Raw genomic sequence first — 15,719 nt, 5'->3', positions numbered from 1 at the left:
TGGCTGCCGACCGCCGCGCGTTCGGCAGGAAAGAGGACAGGTCTTGGACGTTCAATTGCACCGGGTACGCAAGCTGCGCGTGCACTGGCCCATCAGCGGAGCCACTTTTACCCGGCTTTCCACCGGTGATGCTGCGGCGGTCAGTGCTGACCCTGGAATAGCGTCCCTGCTGCAGGCCCTGTCCCAGTTCGGGGAACTGGGCGACTTTGGCAGCTATAAGCACGTGTTCGAGTCGGGGCTGGGGTTCGAAGGATTCACCACAGCCCCGGGTGCCAACCCCACCCTGGGCCGCGTGGGCGAACAGACGGTGTCCCCCACCTTTATTTTCACTACCTACTTTGATGCGTCGCTGGAAGAAGCTGCCGTTGAGTATCTCGTGCGGCGGCTCGTGGACATCCATCCCTGGGAAGTGCCGGTCATTGAACTTGGCGGCCCCATCAGTGTTTTAACAAGCCCACCGTCATCAGCCCCAGAGGGAGCAGCAGCATGACCGAAATCACCATCGGCACCTTGTCCCTGTGGGAGCACCTGCGCACAGCCCTTGCGGGCAGGCAATTCATTGATCTGACGCATGCCTTCCACCCCGGACAGCCGCACTTTCCGGCCTTTCCCAATGAGGTGCGGGAAGCATTGTTCTCTTTGGAACAAGGTGACGGTTTCACTGCCCACCGGTATTCGATCGTGGGCCAATGGGGAACGCATGTTGACCCGCCCTCCCACTTCATCAAGGGCGGCAGGACACTGGACCAGATCCATGTCAGCGAGATGATCCTCCCCCTGGTGGTCCTGGACATCACTGCGCGGGTAGCAGAGGACCATGACGCCACGCCCACCCTCCGGGACGTGCAGGACTGGGAGCACCGGAACGGCGTTATCCCCGAAAGCGCCTTCGTGGCCTTGCGCACTGGCTGGAGCAGCAGATGGCCGGATCCGGCAGCCATGGCAAACAGGGACGCCGACGGCGTAAGCCGCACCCCCGGCTGGTCCTTGGACGTGCTGCAGTTCCTTATCAAGGAGCGGCAGGTTGCGGCGGTGGGCCATGAACAGACGGACACCGACCCTGGACGTGCCACCTCCCGCCAGGACTTCAGCCTCGAAACCTACGTCCTGGGGCAGGACCGCTGGCAGATTGAACTGCTGGCAAACCTGGACAGTCTTCCCGAAGCCGGGGCGGCCCTCGTGGCAACCTGGCCGAAGCCCGAGGGCGGGAGCGGTTTCCCGGCGCGGGTCTTTGCCATCTGCTGAGCGAAAGCTTCCCCGGGCGCCAGCTTTGCCCCGCAGCCGTCTGCAGCGCAGTCGCGGCAAGAGCGCTCAGTAGCCGGAAGAAACCAGCGTCCCGGCACTGTTCCGGCGAATGCGGGGCGCTGCCCGAGCAGGGAAACGGCTCCACTAGACTCAACCCCATGTCGAAGACCTCCAGCATGGGCCGCGGAATCATGGCCCTACTCGCTGTAGGTTGGCGCCACGAGGCCGGATTTTCCGGCGGTACGGTGGCGGACATCGCCACAGAGCTGGGCAAGGACCGCAGCCAGGTGTCGCGCAACCTGCGCAGCGCTGAGCAGGAAGGATTCCTGGCCCGGACCTCCCAGCGGAAGTACAGCCTGGGCTGGTCCCTCCTGACTGATGCCCAGTTGCTGACCGAGCGCCGGCTGCAGTCCGATGGGGCCACGGCCCTTGAAACCCTTGCCAGGGAAACAGATGAGGCCTGTTTCCTTGGCGTGCTGCATGCCGACAGCACGGTGACCATCGGCGAGAGCGTTCCGCCCAGCAGCAACCTTGTGGGCTCCTGGCTGGGCCGGCCCTACCCTGCCTACTGCAGTGACGCAGGGCAGGCAGTGCTCTGGGAAGCATCAGAGGCGGAGGTGCGCACTGTCTTCGCAGCCACCGAGTTTGTCCGCCATGGCCCTAACACGCCAGCAGGCGTTGAAGACTTCCTGGCCCGGCGCGAGGCAGCCCGGAAGCGCGGCTACTCCATTGTTGACGAGGAAGCCGAGCCGGGGCTCTACTCCCTGGCAGTTCCCATCCGGGACTTTAAGGGCGAGGTGGCGGCGGCGCTGCAGATCGTGGGCATCAAGGCCCGGTTGGAGCCCCGCCGGGAGGCGTGCGCCGCAGCCCTGGTGGCGCAGGGCAGGTGGCTTGAGTCCAGGCTCGGCTACATTCCGAAGGACTGAACGTCAGGGGAACTGGCCGCCGGCAGGACCAGCAGCTTCCTGAAGGAGTCCAAGACGATCGGCGGATCGGCGCAGCACGTCGGCGAAAGCCCCGGCGTCGGCGCCGATGTCCGCCCCGCTCCCGAGGATACTCAGCGAGGCAAGGACGCCTCCCCCGCCGTCCCGCACGGGCACCGCGAGCTCCACCACCCCATGCTCGTATTCCTCATCGGCGGCAATGAACCCCGCTGCCCTGTCACGCACCATCAGATCCCAGACCTGGGCTGTTGAATGTGCAGCGCCCGGGCCGCCGATGCCGATGTAGTTGACGCCGGCCAGCAGGCGGTCCAGGGCCGGGCGGTCAAAGTCCCACAGCAGGGCCCGCCCGGCCCCGGTGCACCATACCGGCGTCACCATTCCGGGCTTCACGAAGCTGCCGGGAACGGCGTCGTTGCTGGAGGCCCGAAGGAGTGTCACGCGGAAGCCGTCCCGGACGGAAAGCCTTGCCCGCAGCCCGAGCGAAGCCACGAGGGACTCAAGCTCGGTCCTGGCTTCCCGGACCCAGCCGGTGTTGAGTGCAGCCGCCAGGGTGAAAAAGCGCTGGCCGGTCCGGAACGGTCCCCGGTCCACACGCTCAAGCAGTCCCAGGCCGCACAGTTCCTGCGTCAGCCGGGAAACGCGGCTCTGCTCCAGGTGCAGCTCGGCGGCGATCTGGGAGACTCCCAGCAGCTGGCCGCCCCGTTTTTCCCGGTCGGCCACCAGCCGCACGATCCGCAGCCCTTGCGCCATCGACGACGCCTCTGCAGACGACTCCACGCTCACTTGCCCCTCCCGGCCGGAAACCACGCCCCATTCTTCCACGCCCCCTCCCCCTCGGAAGGGCAGGAAGAGTTTCTGGAAAGAACGACGGCGACCGTCCGGGAAGGTGCCCCCCGCACCTGCCACGGCCGCCGTCGTCCGCGTTACTTGGCCGGCACTGCCTTGCGTCCGTGCCGGAAGTGGAACCAGATGTAGCAGGCGGCCACGAAAGGGATGCCGAAGTAGAGCGCGGCGGCCTGGGTGGAGTCGAGGGCGATGCCGACCAGGGACACGACGCACAGCGAGAATGCAAGGATGGGGACCAGCGGGAACAGCGGGGCCTTGTAGGCGAGGGCTGACAGGTCGCCGCCGTTCCGGATAAAGGTGCGGCGGTGGAAAAAGTGCGAGGCGGTGATGGACATCCACACGCCCACCACGGCGAAGCCGGCCACGGACACCAGGACCAGGTAGACCGTTTCGGGGGCAACCACGCTGCTGATCAGGGATGCAAGGCCGCCCACCATGCTGACGGAGAGAGCGACCAGGGGGATTCCCCGGCGCGTCAGCTTCTTGAAGGCGCGGGGCGCGTGGCCCTCCTCTGCCAGGGAGTAGAGCATGCGGGCGCAGGAGAAGAGGCCGCTGTTCCCGGCGGAGAGGAGGGCGGTGATGATGACGAAGTTCATGATGTCGGCGGCGAAGGGAATGCCGATGGCGGAGAACACCGTGACGAACGGGCTCTCGTCCAGGCCCACCTCGCTGTAGGGAATGGTGGCGGCGATCACCGCGATAGCGCCGACGAAGAAGATGAGCAGGCGGAGGACGGTGGTGCGCAGGGCCTTGGGGATGCTGGTTGCGGGGTCCTTGGTTTCGCCGGCTGCCACGCCGATCAGTTCGGAGCCGGAGAAGGCGTAAAAAACCGCCAGCACGGTGACCAGGACGCCGGTGAAGCCGTTGGGGAAAAGGCCTGATTCAGTGGCGAAGTTCTCGAACAGGAACGGGTGGCTCCCGCCGCTGCTGAGCGGGTGGAAGCCGAACAGGGCGGCCCCGCCGAGGACGATGAGGCCGATTATCGCCGCCACCTTCACAATGGCGAACCAGAACTCGGACTCACCGAAGAATTTCGAGGAGACCGCGTTGAAGCCGAACAGGACAGCGGCAAAGACCAGGCACCAGACCCACACCTCAACGTCGGGGAACCAGCGCTGCATCAGCAGCCCGGACGCGGTGAACTCCGAGCCGATGGCCACCGCCCAGCAGAGCCAGTACAGCCAGGCTGTGGCGAATCCGGTGGCCGGGCCAATGGAGCGGGCGGCGTAGATGTGGAACGCGCCGGATACCGGGTAGGCGACGGCGAGTTCGCCAAGGCAGGCCATCACCAGATAGACCACGAACGCGCCCACGAGGTACGCGAGCACCGCGCCCAGGGGCCCTGCCTGGGAGATGGTGTAGCCCGAGCTGAGGAACAGGCCCGAACCGATAACGCCGCCCATGGCGATCATCACCAGATGGCGCGGCCCCATGGAGCGGCGAAGCCCGGATTCCGCCGGTTGCGGCGTCCTCGGCTGCAAGTCCGACTGCTCATCCAGCGTGAGCGGTGTTGTTGGTTCCACGGGCGTCTCCAATGAGGGTCAGTCTGGGTCAGTTAATGCGATGCGCGCGACTCGCTGAGTCGAAGAAGTGCGCACTCCAGAGCTGAAAGTAGCACGCGGCCCGAACTACCGATCATCAAAGGCATCTATTGATGCTTATATTGCACGCTTGTTACTTTCCGCGGCAGCTTGCCTTTTGAGGCCACTGCGCTGGCGGACGGACCACGGCGGCGCTCGCCAGGTGCCGTCGTCGTGGTTTCCTGTTTCCTGCACCCGGTAGAATTGAGCGGTCATGCACTGTTCCTACTTCGATGCCGGCCGCTGCCGTTCCTGCACCCACATGGGCAGGCCCTACGACGAACAGCTGGCCGGTAAGCAGCTGCATTGCCAGACACTCCTCGCCGGCCACACCTCGATGGAGTGGCTGCCGCCCGCTGCCAGCCGGGAGTCCGGCTTCCGCAACAAGGCCAAGATGGTGATCGGCGGAACCGCGCAGCACCCGACGATCGGGATCCTGGACGCCGAAGGCCGCGGGGTGGACCTGCGCAAGTGCGGCGTCTGCTCCCCCGGACTGCTGGCCTGCTTTCCGGTGCTGGCCCGCTTCATCCGCCAGCACCGCCTGACGCCGTACGATGTTCCGCGGCGGACCGGCGAGCTCAAGCACGTCATCATCACCGAGTCCCCGGACGGTGAGGTCATGCTGCGCCTGGTCCTGCGGTCGGAACAGCTGGTGCCGCGCATCCGAAAAAACCTCCCCGCGCTCCTGGCTGACCTGCCGCAGGTGAAGGTGGTCTCCGTCAACCTGCTCCCGGAACACAAGGCAGTGCTGGAAGGTGACCGGGAGATCCTGCTGACTGAACGGTCCACCCTGCGGATGCGGGTCAACAACCTCGATCTGCACCTGCGGCCGCAGAGCTTTTTCCAGACGAACACCGAGATGGCTGCTGCCCTGTACCGGCAGGGACGCGAGTGGGTCAACGAACTGGCGCCGGCCTCGGTCTGGGACCTCTACTGCGGCGTGGGCGGGTTTGCTCTGCACGTTGCTGATCCCTCCCGGACGGTAACCGGCATCGAAACCAGCAGTGAGGCCATCGTCTCGGCCAAACTCAGCAGCGGGGAGGCCGGCCTGCAGCGGATGGATTTCCGGGCCGGCGACGCCACAGCCTTCGCGCTCACCGCGGAACAGTCCCCCGAACTGGTGATCGTCAATCCGCCCCGGCGTGGCATCGGCAAGGAGCTGTGCGGCTGGCTTGAATCGTCCGACGTGCAGCACGTGGTCTACTCCAGCTGCAACGCACAGTCACTGGCCCGCGACCTGGCGGCACTCCCCTCGTTCACCGCCCGGCGGGCCCGGGTGTTGGACATGTTTCCGCAGACCACCCACTACGAGGTGATGGTTCTGCTGGAGCGCGCCGGCTGAGCGACCTCGTATTCGTGCCCGGACCGCTCACTGACGGCGGACGCGTTCGACGGCAGCCGCGCTGGCTTCCTGCCCCTCCGCCCGCAGTCCTTTCACCACGCCTTCCGCATCATCGGCAGAGCGGTTCTGGCTCAGCTTCTCCTTGGCCTCAATCCGGGTGATCACCAGCTCTACCCCCACAATGGCCCGCAGCTGGCCCGCGATGAACTTGTCCGGTGCGTCATCCACCGACCAGGGATGTTCCCGTTCCCCCTCATGCTGGTCCGTCAGGCGCCGGACGTGCCGGGCCAGCCAGCCGGCGTCGTCATGGATCCTCAACTCTCCGTACACATGCGCGGTGGAGTAGTTCCAGGTGGGCACCACGCGGCCATGCTGCGCCTTTGACGGGTACCAGGACGGCGAGATGTAGGCGTCCGGACCCTGGAGGATGGCCAGCGCCTCGCCAATCGTTGCGGTGCCGGCCTGCGGGTTGTTCCGTGCCAGGTGGGCGTGCAGCGCGCCGTGCTCCCCCACCGACGGCTCGTAGACAAAGGGCAGCAAAGTGGCAAGAAGGCCGCCGTCCGTCATGGTGACGAGATTGGCGGCACCGGGGCTGGCCAGGAGGTGCCGGACGGCGGCCGGGCCGGCGGCGAAGTGCGCGGGGATGTACATGAGGGTCCTTTCCAGGGGCTTGTCAGGAACTTGCGGGGGCGGGCTTGAGCCGGACACGGATAGCGGCACCGGCGCATAGGATGACGGCAAGCGCGCCGATCATGGTGGCCCAGCTGAGCACCTCGCCCAGCAGCAGCGCCGCCCAGCAGATGCTCATGACGGGCTGGAGCAGCTGGATCTGGCTGACCTGCGGTATCGGTCCGATGGCCAGGCCCCGGTACCAGGCGAAAAAACCGAGAAACATGCTGACGACGGCGAGGTAGGCGAAGGCGCCCCACTGGACCGGCGTAGCTGACGGCGGGTGACTGGCCGCCGAAAAACACGCCAGAACCAACATCAGCGGCAGGGCAAGGACCAGCGCCCAGGCGATGGTTTGCCAGGAACCGAGCTCCCTTGCCAGCAGGCCGCCTTCGGCGTATCCGACGGCGGCGCACACCACGGCACCGAGCAGCAGCAGATCCGCCCAGTGCAGGTGGCCGAATCCGCCGGACTGCAGGAAGGCGAAGGTGACGGCGGCCAGCGAACCGAGCACCATGACAACCCAGAAAACTGCAGGGGGCCGCTCACGGCTGCGCAGCACCGCCGCCGTCGCAGTGGCTGCCGGCAGCAGCGCGATGACCACGGCACCGTGCCCGGCGGGAACGGCGGTTAGGGCGTAGGAGGTGAGCAGCGGGAAGCCGACGACGACGCCTCCGGCCACCAGCGCCAGTCTCACCCAGACGCGGGGCTGGGGAAGCCGCTGCCGGGTTAGTGCGAGCGCGGCCGCCGCGAGGACCCCTGCCACCACAGCGCGGCCGGAACCGATGAACAAGGGCGACAGTCCGGCGACGGCCACCCGTGTGAACGGGACCGTGAACGAGAAGGCCGCCACCCCGAGCAGTCCCCACCAAATCCCGGTGGAGGTCCGGGGCAGTACCACTGGGCGAATGGCAACAGTAGCGCTACTATGTTCTCTCATGAATAACGATAGCAGTTCGCGGATCGTTCTGGCACTGAAGCAGTGGATTTCCGGAGCTGCTCCGGGTGCCAGGCTACCCTCCACACGGTCGCTGGTTTCGGAGTACCAGGCCAGCCCCGTGACGGTGCAGAAGGCATTGCAGACCCTGACCGCACAGGGGCTCATCGAGAGCCGCCCCGGCGTGGGAACCTTCGTCCGGGGTGTCCGGACGGCGCGGCCCGCTGACTACGGCTGGCAGACCGCGGCGCTGGGGACACCGCCGTCGGCCCTTCCCTCCGCCTCCGGGACCATGCGCAATGTCCCCAACCAGGTCATCCCGTTCCATTCCGGGTACCCGGACCGGGAACTGCTGCCGGAGCGTCTGGTCCGGGGAGCACTTACCCGCGCCGCCCGGGGTGATGCTGCATTGTCCCGTCCGCCCGCCGCCGGGATGCCCGAGCTGCAGCAGTGGTTTGCCCACGAACTTGGTTCAGCCACCCCTGCCGGCGTCATTCCGCCGGCGCCCAGCGACGTGATCGTGCTGCCCGGAAGCCAGAGCGGACTCAGTTCGATTTTTCGTGCACTGGTTGGCGCAGGCCAGCCGCTGCTGATGGAATCGCCCACCTACTGGGGCGCCATCCTTGCCGCCGCGCAGACCGGTGTCCGGGTGGTGCCGGTGCCGAGCGGCCCGGACGGCCCGGACCTCGCTGATTTGGCCCGTGCCTTTGAGGAAACCGGAGCCCGGGCGTTCTATGCGCAACCCAACTACGCCAACCCCACCGGTGCGCAATGGCCTACCGGACGGGGCGGGGAGGTGCTGGACGTTGTCCGCCGGTACGGGGCCTTTGTGGTCGAGGATGACTGGGCCCACGATTTCGGCATCACCTCTGATCCTTTGCCGGTGGCGACGCGTGATGATTCCGGACACGTGGTCTACATCCGGTCGCTGACCAAGAGCGTTTCCACGGCCATCCGGATTGCCGCTGTCATTTCCCGCGGTCCGGCGCGGGAACGCATCCTGGCCCAGCGCGCGGCGGAGTCCATGTACGTGAGCGGGCTGCTGCAGGCAGCGGCGCTGGATGTGGTGACCCAGCCGGGATGGCAGACGCACCTGCGCGGCCTGCGCCAGCAGCTGCAGTCGCGGCGGGACCTGCTGGTCACCAGCATCCGCGAACATGTCCCCCAGGCACACATCGACCTGCTGCCCAAAGGCGGGTTGAACCTGTGGCTGCGCATGCCGGACGGGACGGATCTGCCGCGGCTGATGCGGGACTGTGAGGAGAACGGGGTGATCATCGCCGCCGGCACCGAATGGTTCCCCGCCGAACCCGCCGGCCCCTACGTCCGCCTCAACTACTCCGGTCCCAACCCCGCCGCCTACCCGGAAGGAGCCCGGGTCATCGGCGAGTCGCTGGTTAAGCAGGGCTGACGCCTTTATTAGTCGCGCATTCCCGTTGTGGAGGAGAGCTCGGATGAGCCGGCCCAGCACTAGGCGGATACGCGGACCAGCTCTTCGCTCTTCTCCCACAGGCCGCGGGCCAGCCCGGCGTCGTAGGCCTGGGCGTTGGCCTTGGCCAGGGCGCGCTTGTAGTAGTAGGCGCCCGAGATCCAGTCCTTGCCCGCCGTGCCGTTGACCAGCCACAGCAGGGTGTCGGCGCCGTGGTCCGGGGTGAGCATGAAGCGGTTCAGCAGTGTTGTGTAGGCGTGCCGGAACGGACTGGTGGACTCCGCGGCGAAGTTGGTCCGGACCACGCCAGGGTGGAACGCCGCCGTCGTGATGCCCTTTTCGCCGAAGCGGCGATGCAGCTCAGAGGTGAAGAGGATGTTGGCCAGCTTGCCGGTGCCGTACGCACGGTTGGTGGAGTAGCCGTGTTCGGAGTTGAGGTCCCAGAGGTTCAGTTTGCCGAAGCTGTTGGCGCCGCTGGAGGTGTTGATGACCTTGGCACTGCTGGAGACCAGGGTGTCCATCAGCAGCGTGGTGAGCAGGAACGGCGCCAGGTGGTTGATCTGGAACGTTGACTCGTTGCCGTCGGCGGTAACGGTGCGCCTGCCCATGATGCCGCCCGCATTGTTGGCGAGGACATCGATGCGCGGGTAGTCGGACTTCAGGTGGGCAGCGAGGGTGCGGACCTGTGCAAGCTCGGAGAAGTCGCTGACAAAGTAGTCCGCGTCCAGTTCCTTGGCGATGGCCCGGCTCTTCTCCGCGGACCGGCCGACCACGACCACCTGCTCCCCCGCCCTGGCCAGCGCCCGGGCGGCTGCTGCGCCAATGCCGTCGCTGGCTCCGGTGATCACGATCGTGCGAGGCGTCAAGGAGTGTCCTTTGGTTGGGGATTTCGGTGCCCGGCTGGGCGCACTGCCTAACGGCACAACGACGGCGGCCTGGACGGTGTTCCCCAGCGCACCTGGCAGGGCATATCCTGCACACACCTGCCCCCGCCGGAAATGAGGAACAACCGATGGACATGCCCAAAGCGTCAGACGAGGACAAGGAGCGTTTCCGGTCCCTGGTGCCCGGCGGTCCGGGTGCCGTGGTCAAGCCGATGTTCGGGAACCTCGGGGCTTTCGTGAACGGCAACATGTTCGCCGGGCTGTTTGGGTCCGTCATCGGCGTCAAGCTTTCACCCGCGGACAAGCAGCAGCTCGAGGAAAGCGAGCGGACGGTGCCCTTCGGCCCGGCCGATCGGCCGATGGGCGACTACACCGGGTTGCCGGACATCTGGAACGAGGAAGGCGACGGCGACGATGCCCGGGCGAAGGCGTGGATCCGCAAGGCCTTCGATTATGTGGCGGGCCTGCCGCCCAAGGAGCCGAAGACCGCTCCAGCACGTAAGGCCAAGCAGTAGCCCGTCAACACAGCTCTTGTCACGTAGTTAACCACGTATTCATATCGCCCTCAGCACCTGTCCAACCGGCCTCCCTACCGTCGGGGGCATGGACAACATCTCACGCAGATCCCTTATTTCCGCCGGCCTCGGAGCCGGCCTCGTCGCCGCCCTGCCCAGTGCCGCCGCCGCTGTTTCAACAGCTGACGACGCCGGCCTCCGCACTGATCCCTTCATGCTCGGCATCGCCTCCGGTGAGCCGTGGCCGGACGGCTTCGTGATCTGGACGCGCCTGGCGCTGGATCCGCTGGCCGGGGACGGCCTGGGCGGCATGCCCTCCCGCAACGTTGCCGTCGCGTGGGAAGTAGCCGAGGACGCCAGCATGCGCACGGTAGTAGCCCGCGGCGTCGAGCACGCCCGGATTGACACCGCGCACTCCGTGCACGTCGAGCTTAAGGGCCTCAAGCCGGGCCGCGAATACTTCTACCGGTTCCGCACGGGCAAGCACCTGAGCGCTGTGGGCCGCACGCTTACCGCGCCGGCGCCGCATGAGACCCCGGCTGCGCTGGCCATGGCGTTCGCCAGCTGCTCCCAGTACGAGCACGGCTACTTCACCGCCTACACCCGCCTGGCGGAGGACCACCCGGACCTCGTGCTGCACCTGGGCGACTACCTGTACGAGTACAAGAAGGACAGCTACGTGATCGGCGGCGGCAACCCGCGCGACCACCAGGGCCCCGAGACCGTCACGCTTGAGGGGTACCGGCAGCGGCACGCCCAGTACAAGTCCGACGCCGACCTGCAGGCAGCGCACGCGGTGGCGCCGTGGCTGGTGGTGTGGGACGACCACGAGGTGGACAACAACTGGGCCGACGAGATTCCGGAGAACCGGGACGCGAACCAGCTCAATGACACCACGGAGCGGTTCCGGCAGCGCCGCGCCGCCGCCTTCCAGGCCTACTACGAGAACATGCCGCTGCGCAGGTCGTCGGTGCCTGCCGGGTTCGATATGAAGATTTACCGCACCATACAGTGGGGCCAGCTGGCCAATTTCCATATGATGGACACCCGGCAGTACCGCGACGACCAGCTCGCCGGGGACGGCTGGAAGAAGAACGTGGCCGAGCGCCTGGCGGAGAACCGGACCATCACCGGCGCCGAGCAGGAAAAGTGGCTGCTGGACGGCTTCCGGAACTCCACCCAGCGCTGGGACATCCTGGGCCAGCAGGTGTTCTTCGCCGAGCGGGACCGCAGTGTCGCCCCGGAGATCGACGACGTTTCCATGGACGGCTGGGACGGGTATGCCGCCTCCCGCCGCCGCATCACGCAGGGCTGGATGGACGCGAAGGTGCGCAACGCCGTCGTCCTCACCGGCGACGTGCACCGCAACTGGGCCAATGACCTGAAGGTTGACTACAAGGACCCGGCCTCGCCGGTGGTGGGCTCGGAGCTGGTGTGCACGTCCATCACCTCCACCGGCAACGGCACCGGCTCCACCACTGACCCGGTCATGGCCTGGAACCCGCACCTGAAGTTCTACAACGATAACCGCGGCTACGTGAACACCAAGATCACCAGGGACGCGATGACGGCGGACTTCCGGACGCTGGACTACGTCACGACGCCGGGCGCCCCCGTGAGCACGAAGGCGTCCTTCACGATCCAGGACGGAGTTCCTGGCCTGCAGGCGTAAGGCGGGCCCTTAAAGGGAACAGCGCCAGGTGCCGTGGTTAAACGGCACCTGGCGCTGCTTGCGCGGGTAGCTGGCTGTACTAGCCTGCCAGTCCGGCCAGCAGGAAGATCACCGCGGCGATGGCGAAGCCCATGACGCCGATAAGGGTTTCCATCACGGTCCAGGTCTTCAGCGTGGTCTTCACGTCCATGCCGAAGAAGCGGCCCACCAGCCAGAAGCCTGAGTCGTTGACGTGGGAGACCACGACGGAGCCGGCCGCGACGGCCAGGACCATGGCCGCCACCTGCATGCCGTTCAGTCCCGCGGTGGCCACAGCCGGCGCAATGAGTCCGGCGGTGGTGGTCAGTGCCACCGTGGCGGAGCCCTGCGCAACGCGCAGGATGGAGGAGATCAGGAAGCCGGCCAGGATCAGCGGGATGCCCAGGTTGCCCAGGACGTCGGCCAGGGCCTGGCCGATGCCGGAGGTGCGGAGCACGCCGCCGAACATGCCGCCGGCGCCGGTAATCAGGATGACCGAGCAGACCGGGCCGAGGGAGGATTCGAGCAGCTTCTCCAGCGCCCCGGCATCCTTGCCGCGCTTGGCGCCCAGCACGAACATTGCCACGAGCACGGCAATCAGCAGGGCAACCGGGGTCTCACCGATGGTGCGCAGGACCTGGTACCACTGCTCGTCCTTGACGCCTTCCGGCAGGACGCCGGACGTGGCCAGGGTGTTCAGGCCGGTGTTCATGAAGATCAGGACCAGCGGCAGGAGCAGCAGCCACACGATGGTGCGGAAGCGCGGCGGGTGTGCTTCTGCTTCGGCGGTGGCGTGGCCCAGGAGCTCCGGCACGGGCAGGACCAGCTTCTTGCCCGTGTAGAGGCCGTAGAGGTAGGCGGTGACGTACCAGGTGGGGATGGCCACGAGGAGGCCAGCGATGGTGACCAGGCCGATGTTGGCGTCAAAGAACGCGGAGGCGGACACCGGGCCAGGGTGCGGCGGCAGGAAGATGTGCATCACGGAGAACGCGCCGGCGGCAGGCAGGCCGTAGCGGAGCACTCCCCCGCCCAGGCGGTGGGCGACGGCGAAGACGACGGGCAGCATGACCACCAGGCCGGCGTCGAAGAAGATGGGGAAGCCGAAGATCAGCGAGGCGAGGCCCAGCGCGAAGGGGGCGCGCTTTTCACCGAAGACGCCGATGAGGTAGTCGGCCAGCACCTTGGCGCCGCCGCTGGTTTCCACGATGCGGCCGAGCATGGCGCCAAGACCCACCAGCAGGGCAACAGTTCCGAGGGTGGTGCCGAAGCCGTTGATCAGCACCGGGACCACCTGGTTGGCGGGGATACCGGTGGCGAAGGCCGTGGCAAGGCTGACAATGATCAGTGCAACCAGGGCATGCACGCGCAGCTTGATGATGAGGAACAGCAGGACGACGATCGCGGCCGCTGCTATGAGCAGCAGGGGACCTGCTCCCAGCGTTTGGGTCCATCCTTCGATGGTCATGGTTCTCCTTTGAAACAGAACTTTTTGTTGGGGTTTGGGGACTCAGGAGGCGCAGGGCGCCTGTCCGGTGGGAAGGTTCAGAGCCTGCACGACGGCGGCGACGAGTTCCTCCGGTGAGCGCGAGATGTCGAGACGGAGGCTGCCGGCGTCGAGTTCTTCCTGGCTGAGGGGCTCAAGGGCGGCCAGCTGGCTGGGCAGCAAAGTGGGCGGCATGAAATGGCCTTCGCGGCCCTGCATGCGCTGGCTGATCAGGTCCGCGCCGCCGTCGAGGTGAAGGAAGAGGACGCGGCCTTCGGCTTCGGACAGCAACCGGCGGTAACTCCTCTTCAGGGCCGAGCAGGTCAGGACCGTGCTGCAGCCGGCTTTGGCCTGGGCGGTCATCCAGTCGCGGATTTGACGGAGCCACGGCCAGCGGTCCTCGTCCTGCAGCGGGATGCCCTGGCTCATTTTGGCGATGTTCGCTGCCGGGTGGAACTCGTCGGCTTCGGCGCAGGCCCAGCCCGTCCTCTCCGCCAGCGCGGCGGCCAAGGTGGATTTGCCGGATCCGGCAACGCCCATCACCACAAGATGCGTGGGTGGATACTGCATGTTCATACCTCCGGAGAAGACGTCTTTGGCTTTCGAAGAAGCGCGCTGCGTGGCCCGTCATGAAGTGGGCTACGCCATAAGGTACCACCTTTTGTCAGATTTGATACTACCTATTCGAATCGTAAGTCATACCTTTCGCTGTTTCCCCGGTATTCTGGAGGGGCGCTGCGGCGCAGAGAAAGGCGGGCAGGATGTCGACGGGGACAGCAGAAGGTGCGGATGACACGCACGACGGCGGGGCCTCCCCCGCCATGCATGAGCGCGTTCTCGAGGCGGTGGGCGTAGCCATTGCTTCCGGGAGCCTTGCCCCGGGCAGCCGGCTCACCCTCGAGGGGCTGCAGCAGGAGTACAAGATTTCACGGACGGTGGCGCGGGACACCATGAAGGTCCTGGAGTCCATGAACCTGGTTTATTCACGGCGCCGGGTTGGCATCGTGGTGCAGGAACCGTCCCTTTGGAACGTCTACGACCCCAAGCTTGTCCGCTGGAGGCTGGCCTCCGAGCGCCGCGCCGAGCAGTACAGCAGCCTGACCGAGCTGCGCATCGCCGTCGAACCCATTGCCGCAGCCGGCGCCGCCCGGCGCGCAAGTGCCTCCGAACGCTCGCAGCTGGTTGCCCTTGGGGCGGAGTTGCGCCGTTTGGGCGAGGCCGGGGATCTCCAGGCGTTTCTTGCGGCCGATATCGAGTTCCACCAGCTGCTGCTTAGGAGCTGCGGCAATGAAATGTTCCGCGCCTTGGAGGAGATGGTGGCCGAGGTGCTGACCAGCCGGACCAGGCAGGGGCTGATGCCGTTCAAGCCGCGGAGCGAGGCGCTTCAGGCGCACGAGGACGTCGCAGCTGCGGTGGCGCGCGGCGACACAGCGGTGGCCGAGCGGGCGATGCACCACATTCTGGATGAAGTTCGGGAGGCAATGGGGCTGCACTGACCGGCGTCTTCCGACAGCAACCGCCCTGACGCAGCGGGGCAGCACGCGCGGGTTAACAAAAGCAGGGCCGGTCAGCTTAACTGACCGGCCCTGCTCAAAATTCGAAACCCATAGGCCCCGGATTCTCTAAGGAATTAGAGAGCCTGGATGTTGGTGGCCTGGGGACCCTTGGGGCCCTGCTCGGTGTCGAAGGAAACCTTCTGGTTCTCTTCCAGTGAGCGGAAGCCGTTGGAGTTGATCGCGGAGTAGTGCGCGAAAACATCCTGTGAAGAGTCATCGGGGGAAATGAAGCCGAAGCCCTTTTCAGCGTTAAACCATTTGACGGTACCAGTAGCCATTATTTTTGTCCTTCGTGAAGGTGGAGGGAAAGTTCCGACTCTCGGGCCCTCCGGCGTGAGATGTTCAAACCGCTACTTCAGAAGAACGCGGACTTTCGACCGCGAGTACTGCCTGAACTACCAACTGCATAAACACAACAACAGGGTCCACACTACAGGAGATTCGAGGCACCGTTTACCACGGCTGAATCGTGGCGCTGATTCGCGCTGGTGCCGCGGCGGAACGCCGAAACCTGCCGGGCACTTCGCAACTCAGAAGCGGGGCGGGCCGGCGGGAACGCTTGACGGCACGATTGGCACGGGCTAGAAAAGTAAGCAGCC

At 66.2% G+C, this 15,719-nt stretch carries 16 protein-coding genes; 8 read left to right on the top strand and 8 right to left on the bottom strand.

The features are described from left to right. Nucleotides 1–43 precede the first annotated feature (43 nt). From FDW84_RS08445 to FDW84_RS08435, 3 genes are all read left to right on the top strand, one after another. Nucleotides 44–490 (top strand): hypothetical protein, encoded by a 447-nt coding sequence (locus FDW84_RS08445; RefSeq protein ID WP_138608448.1) that lies wholly within the window; start codon nt 44–46, stop codon nt 488–490. Beyond that, nucleotides 487–1,245 (top strand): cyclase family protein, encoded by a 759-nt coding sequence (locus FDW84_RS08440; protein WP_171046725.1) that lies wholly within the window; start codon nt 487–489, stop codon nt 1,243–1,245. Before FDW84_RS08445 ends, FDW84_RS08440 begins: the two co-directional genes overlap by 4 nt. A gap of 158 nt (nt 1,246–1,403) precedes the next feature. Then, nucleotides 1,404–2,171: an IclR family transcriptional regulator gene (locus FDW84_RS08435; RefSeq protein WP_138608446.1), complete on the top strand. Its 768-nt coding sequence runs from the start codon at nt 1,404–1,406 to the stop codon at nt 2,169–2,171. Nucleotides 2,172–2,174: 3 nt separating this feature from the next. On the opposite strand, the gene FDW84_RS08430 is transcribed toward FDW84_RS08435, so the two are convergent. Then, on the bottom strand, nt 2,175–2,966 hold the full coding sequence (locus FDW84_RS08430) for an IclR family transcriptional regulator (protein WP_138608644.1): 792 nt from the start codon (nt 2,964–2,966) through the stop codon (nt 2,175–2,177). 146 nt (nt 2,967–3,112) lie between these two features. Next, entirely contained in the window at nt 3,113–4,558 is a 1,446-nt protein-coding gene (locus FDW84_RS08425) for an amino acid permease (protein WP_138608444.1), read from the bottom strand. A gap of 271 nt (nt 4,559–4,829) precedes the next feature. Here FDW84_RS08425 and rlmC point away from each other — a divergent pair, with 271 nt between their 5' ends. Beyond that, the gene (gene rlmC / locus FDW84_RS08420) at nt 4,830–5,957 is read left to right on the top strand and encodes a 23S rRNA (uracil(747)-C(5))-methyltransferase RlmC (protein ID WP_138608442.1); all 1,128 of its coding nucleotides are present in this window, start codon (nt 4,830–4,832) and stop codon (nt 5,955–5,957) included. A gap of 27 nt (nt 5,958–5,984) precedes the next feature. Here the strand turns inward: rlmC and FDW84_RS08415 are convergent, their stop codons facing one another. Continuing rightward, on the bottom strand, nt 5,985–6,608 hold the full coding sequence (locus tag FDW84_RS08415) for an FMN-binding negative transcriptional regulator (protein WP_138608440.1): 624 nt from the start codon (nt 6,606–6,608) through the stop codon (nt 5,985–5,987). Nucleotides 6,609–6,630: 22 nt separating this feature from the next. Continuing rightward, nucleotides 6,631–7,566, bottom strand: a complete 936-nt coding sequence (locus FDW84_RS08410) for a DMT family transporter (RefSeq protein WP_138608438.1) — start codon at nt 7,564–7,566, stop codon at nt 6,631–6,633. Here FDW84_RS08410 and FDW84_RS08405 point away from each other — a divergent pair. Then, the gene (locus FDW84_RS08405; protein ID WP_138608436.1) at nt 7,565–8,974 is read left to right on the top strand and encodes an aminotransferase-like domain-containing protein; all 1,410 of its coding nucleotides are present in this window, start codon (nt 7,565–7,567) and stop codon (nt 8,972–8,974) included. The two genes, FDW84_RS08410 and FDW84_RS08405, sit on opposite strands and share 2 nt — an antisense overlap. 59 nt (nt 8,975–9,033) lie before the next feature. On the opposite strand, the gene FDW84_RS08400 is transcribed toward FDW84_RS08405, so the two are convergent. Further along, a complete protein-coding gene (locus FDW84_RS08400) occupies nt 9,034–9,858 on the bottom strand; it encodes an SDR family NAD(P)-dependent oxidoreductase (protein WP_138608434.1) in 825 nt (274 codons plus the stop codon). 146 nt (nt 9,859–10,004) lie between these two features. Here FDW84_RS08400 and FDW84_RS08395 point away from each other — a divergent pair, with 146 nt between their 5' ends. Then, on the top strand, nt 10,005–10,391 hold the full coding sequence (locus tag FDW84_RS08395) for a TfoX/Sxy family protein (RefSeq protein ID WP_138608432.1): 387 nt from the start codon (nt 10,005–10,007) through the stop codon (nt 10,389–10,391). Nucleotides 10,392–10,479: 88 nt separating this feature from the next. Continuing rightward, on the top strand, nt 10,480–12,063 hold the full coding sequence (locus FDW84_RS08390; RefSeq protein WP_138608430.1) for an alkaline phosphatase D family protein: 1,584 nt from the start codon (nt 10,480–10,482) through the stop codon (nt 12,061–12,063). 79 nt (nt 12,064–12,142) lie between these two features. Here the strand turns inward: FDW84_RS08390 and FDW84_RS08385 are convergent, their stop codons facing one another. Beyond that, nucleotides 12,143–13,546, bottom strand: coding sequence for a GntP family permease (locus tag FDW84_RS08385; protein ID WP_138608428.1), 1,404 nt, complete (start codon nt 13,544–13,546; stop codon nt 12,143–12,145). 42 nt (nt 13,547–13,588) lie between these two features. Beyond that, the gene (locus tag FDW84_RS08380) at nt 13,589–14,134 is read right to left on the bottom strand and encodes a gluconokinase (protein WP_138608426.1); all 546 of its coding nucleotides are present in this window, start codon (nt 14,132–14,134) and stop codon (nt 13,589–13,591) included. A gap of 191 nt (nt 14,135–14,325) precedes the next feature. Between FDW84_RS08380 and FDW84_RS08375 the strand changes: the two genes are divergently transcribed. Beyond that, entirely contained in the window at nt 14,326–15,060 is a 735-nt protein-coding gene (locus FDW84_RS08375; RefSeq protein WP_138608424.1) for a FadR/GntR family transcriptional regulator, read from the top strand. Between the two features lie 134 nt (nt 15,061–15,194). On the opposite strand, the gene FDW84_RS08370 is transcribed toward FDW84_RS08375, so the two are convergent. Beyond that, the gene (locus tag FDW84_RS08370) at nt 15,195–15,398 is read right to left on the bottom strand and encodes a cold-shock protein (protein WP_009372930.1); all 204 of its coding nucleotides are present in this window, start codon (nt 15,396–15,398) and stop codon (nt 15,195–15,197) included. Nucleotides 15,399–15,719 lie beyond the last annotated feature (321 nt).

It is taken from the genome of Pseudarthrobacter sp. NamE5 (genome assembly GCF_005796225.1).
Lineage (GTDB): Bacteria > Actinomycetota > Actinomycetes > Actinomycetales > Micrococcaceae > Arthrobacter.
Note: the sequence above shows the minus strand (reverse complement) of the source record. Positions and strands in the feature narration are given on the sequence as shown.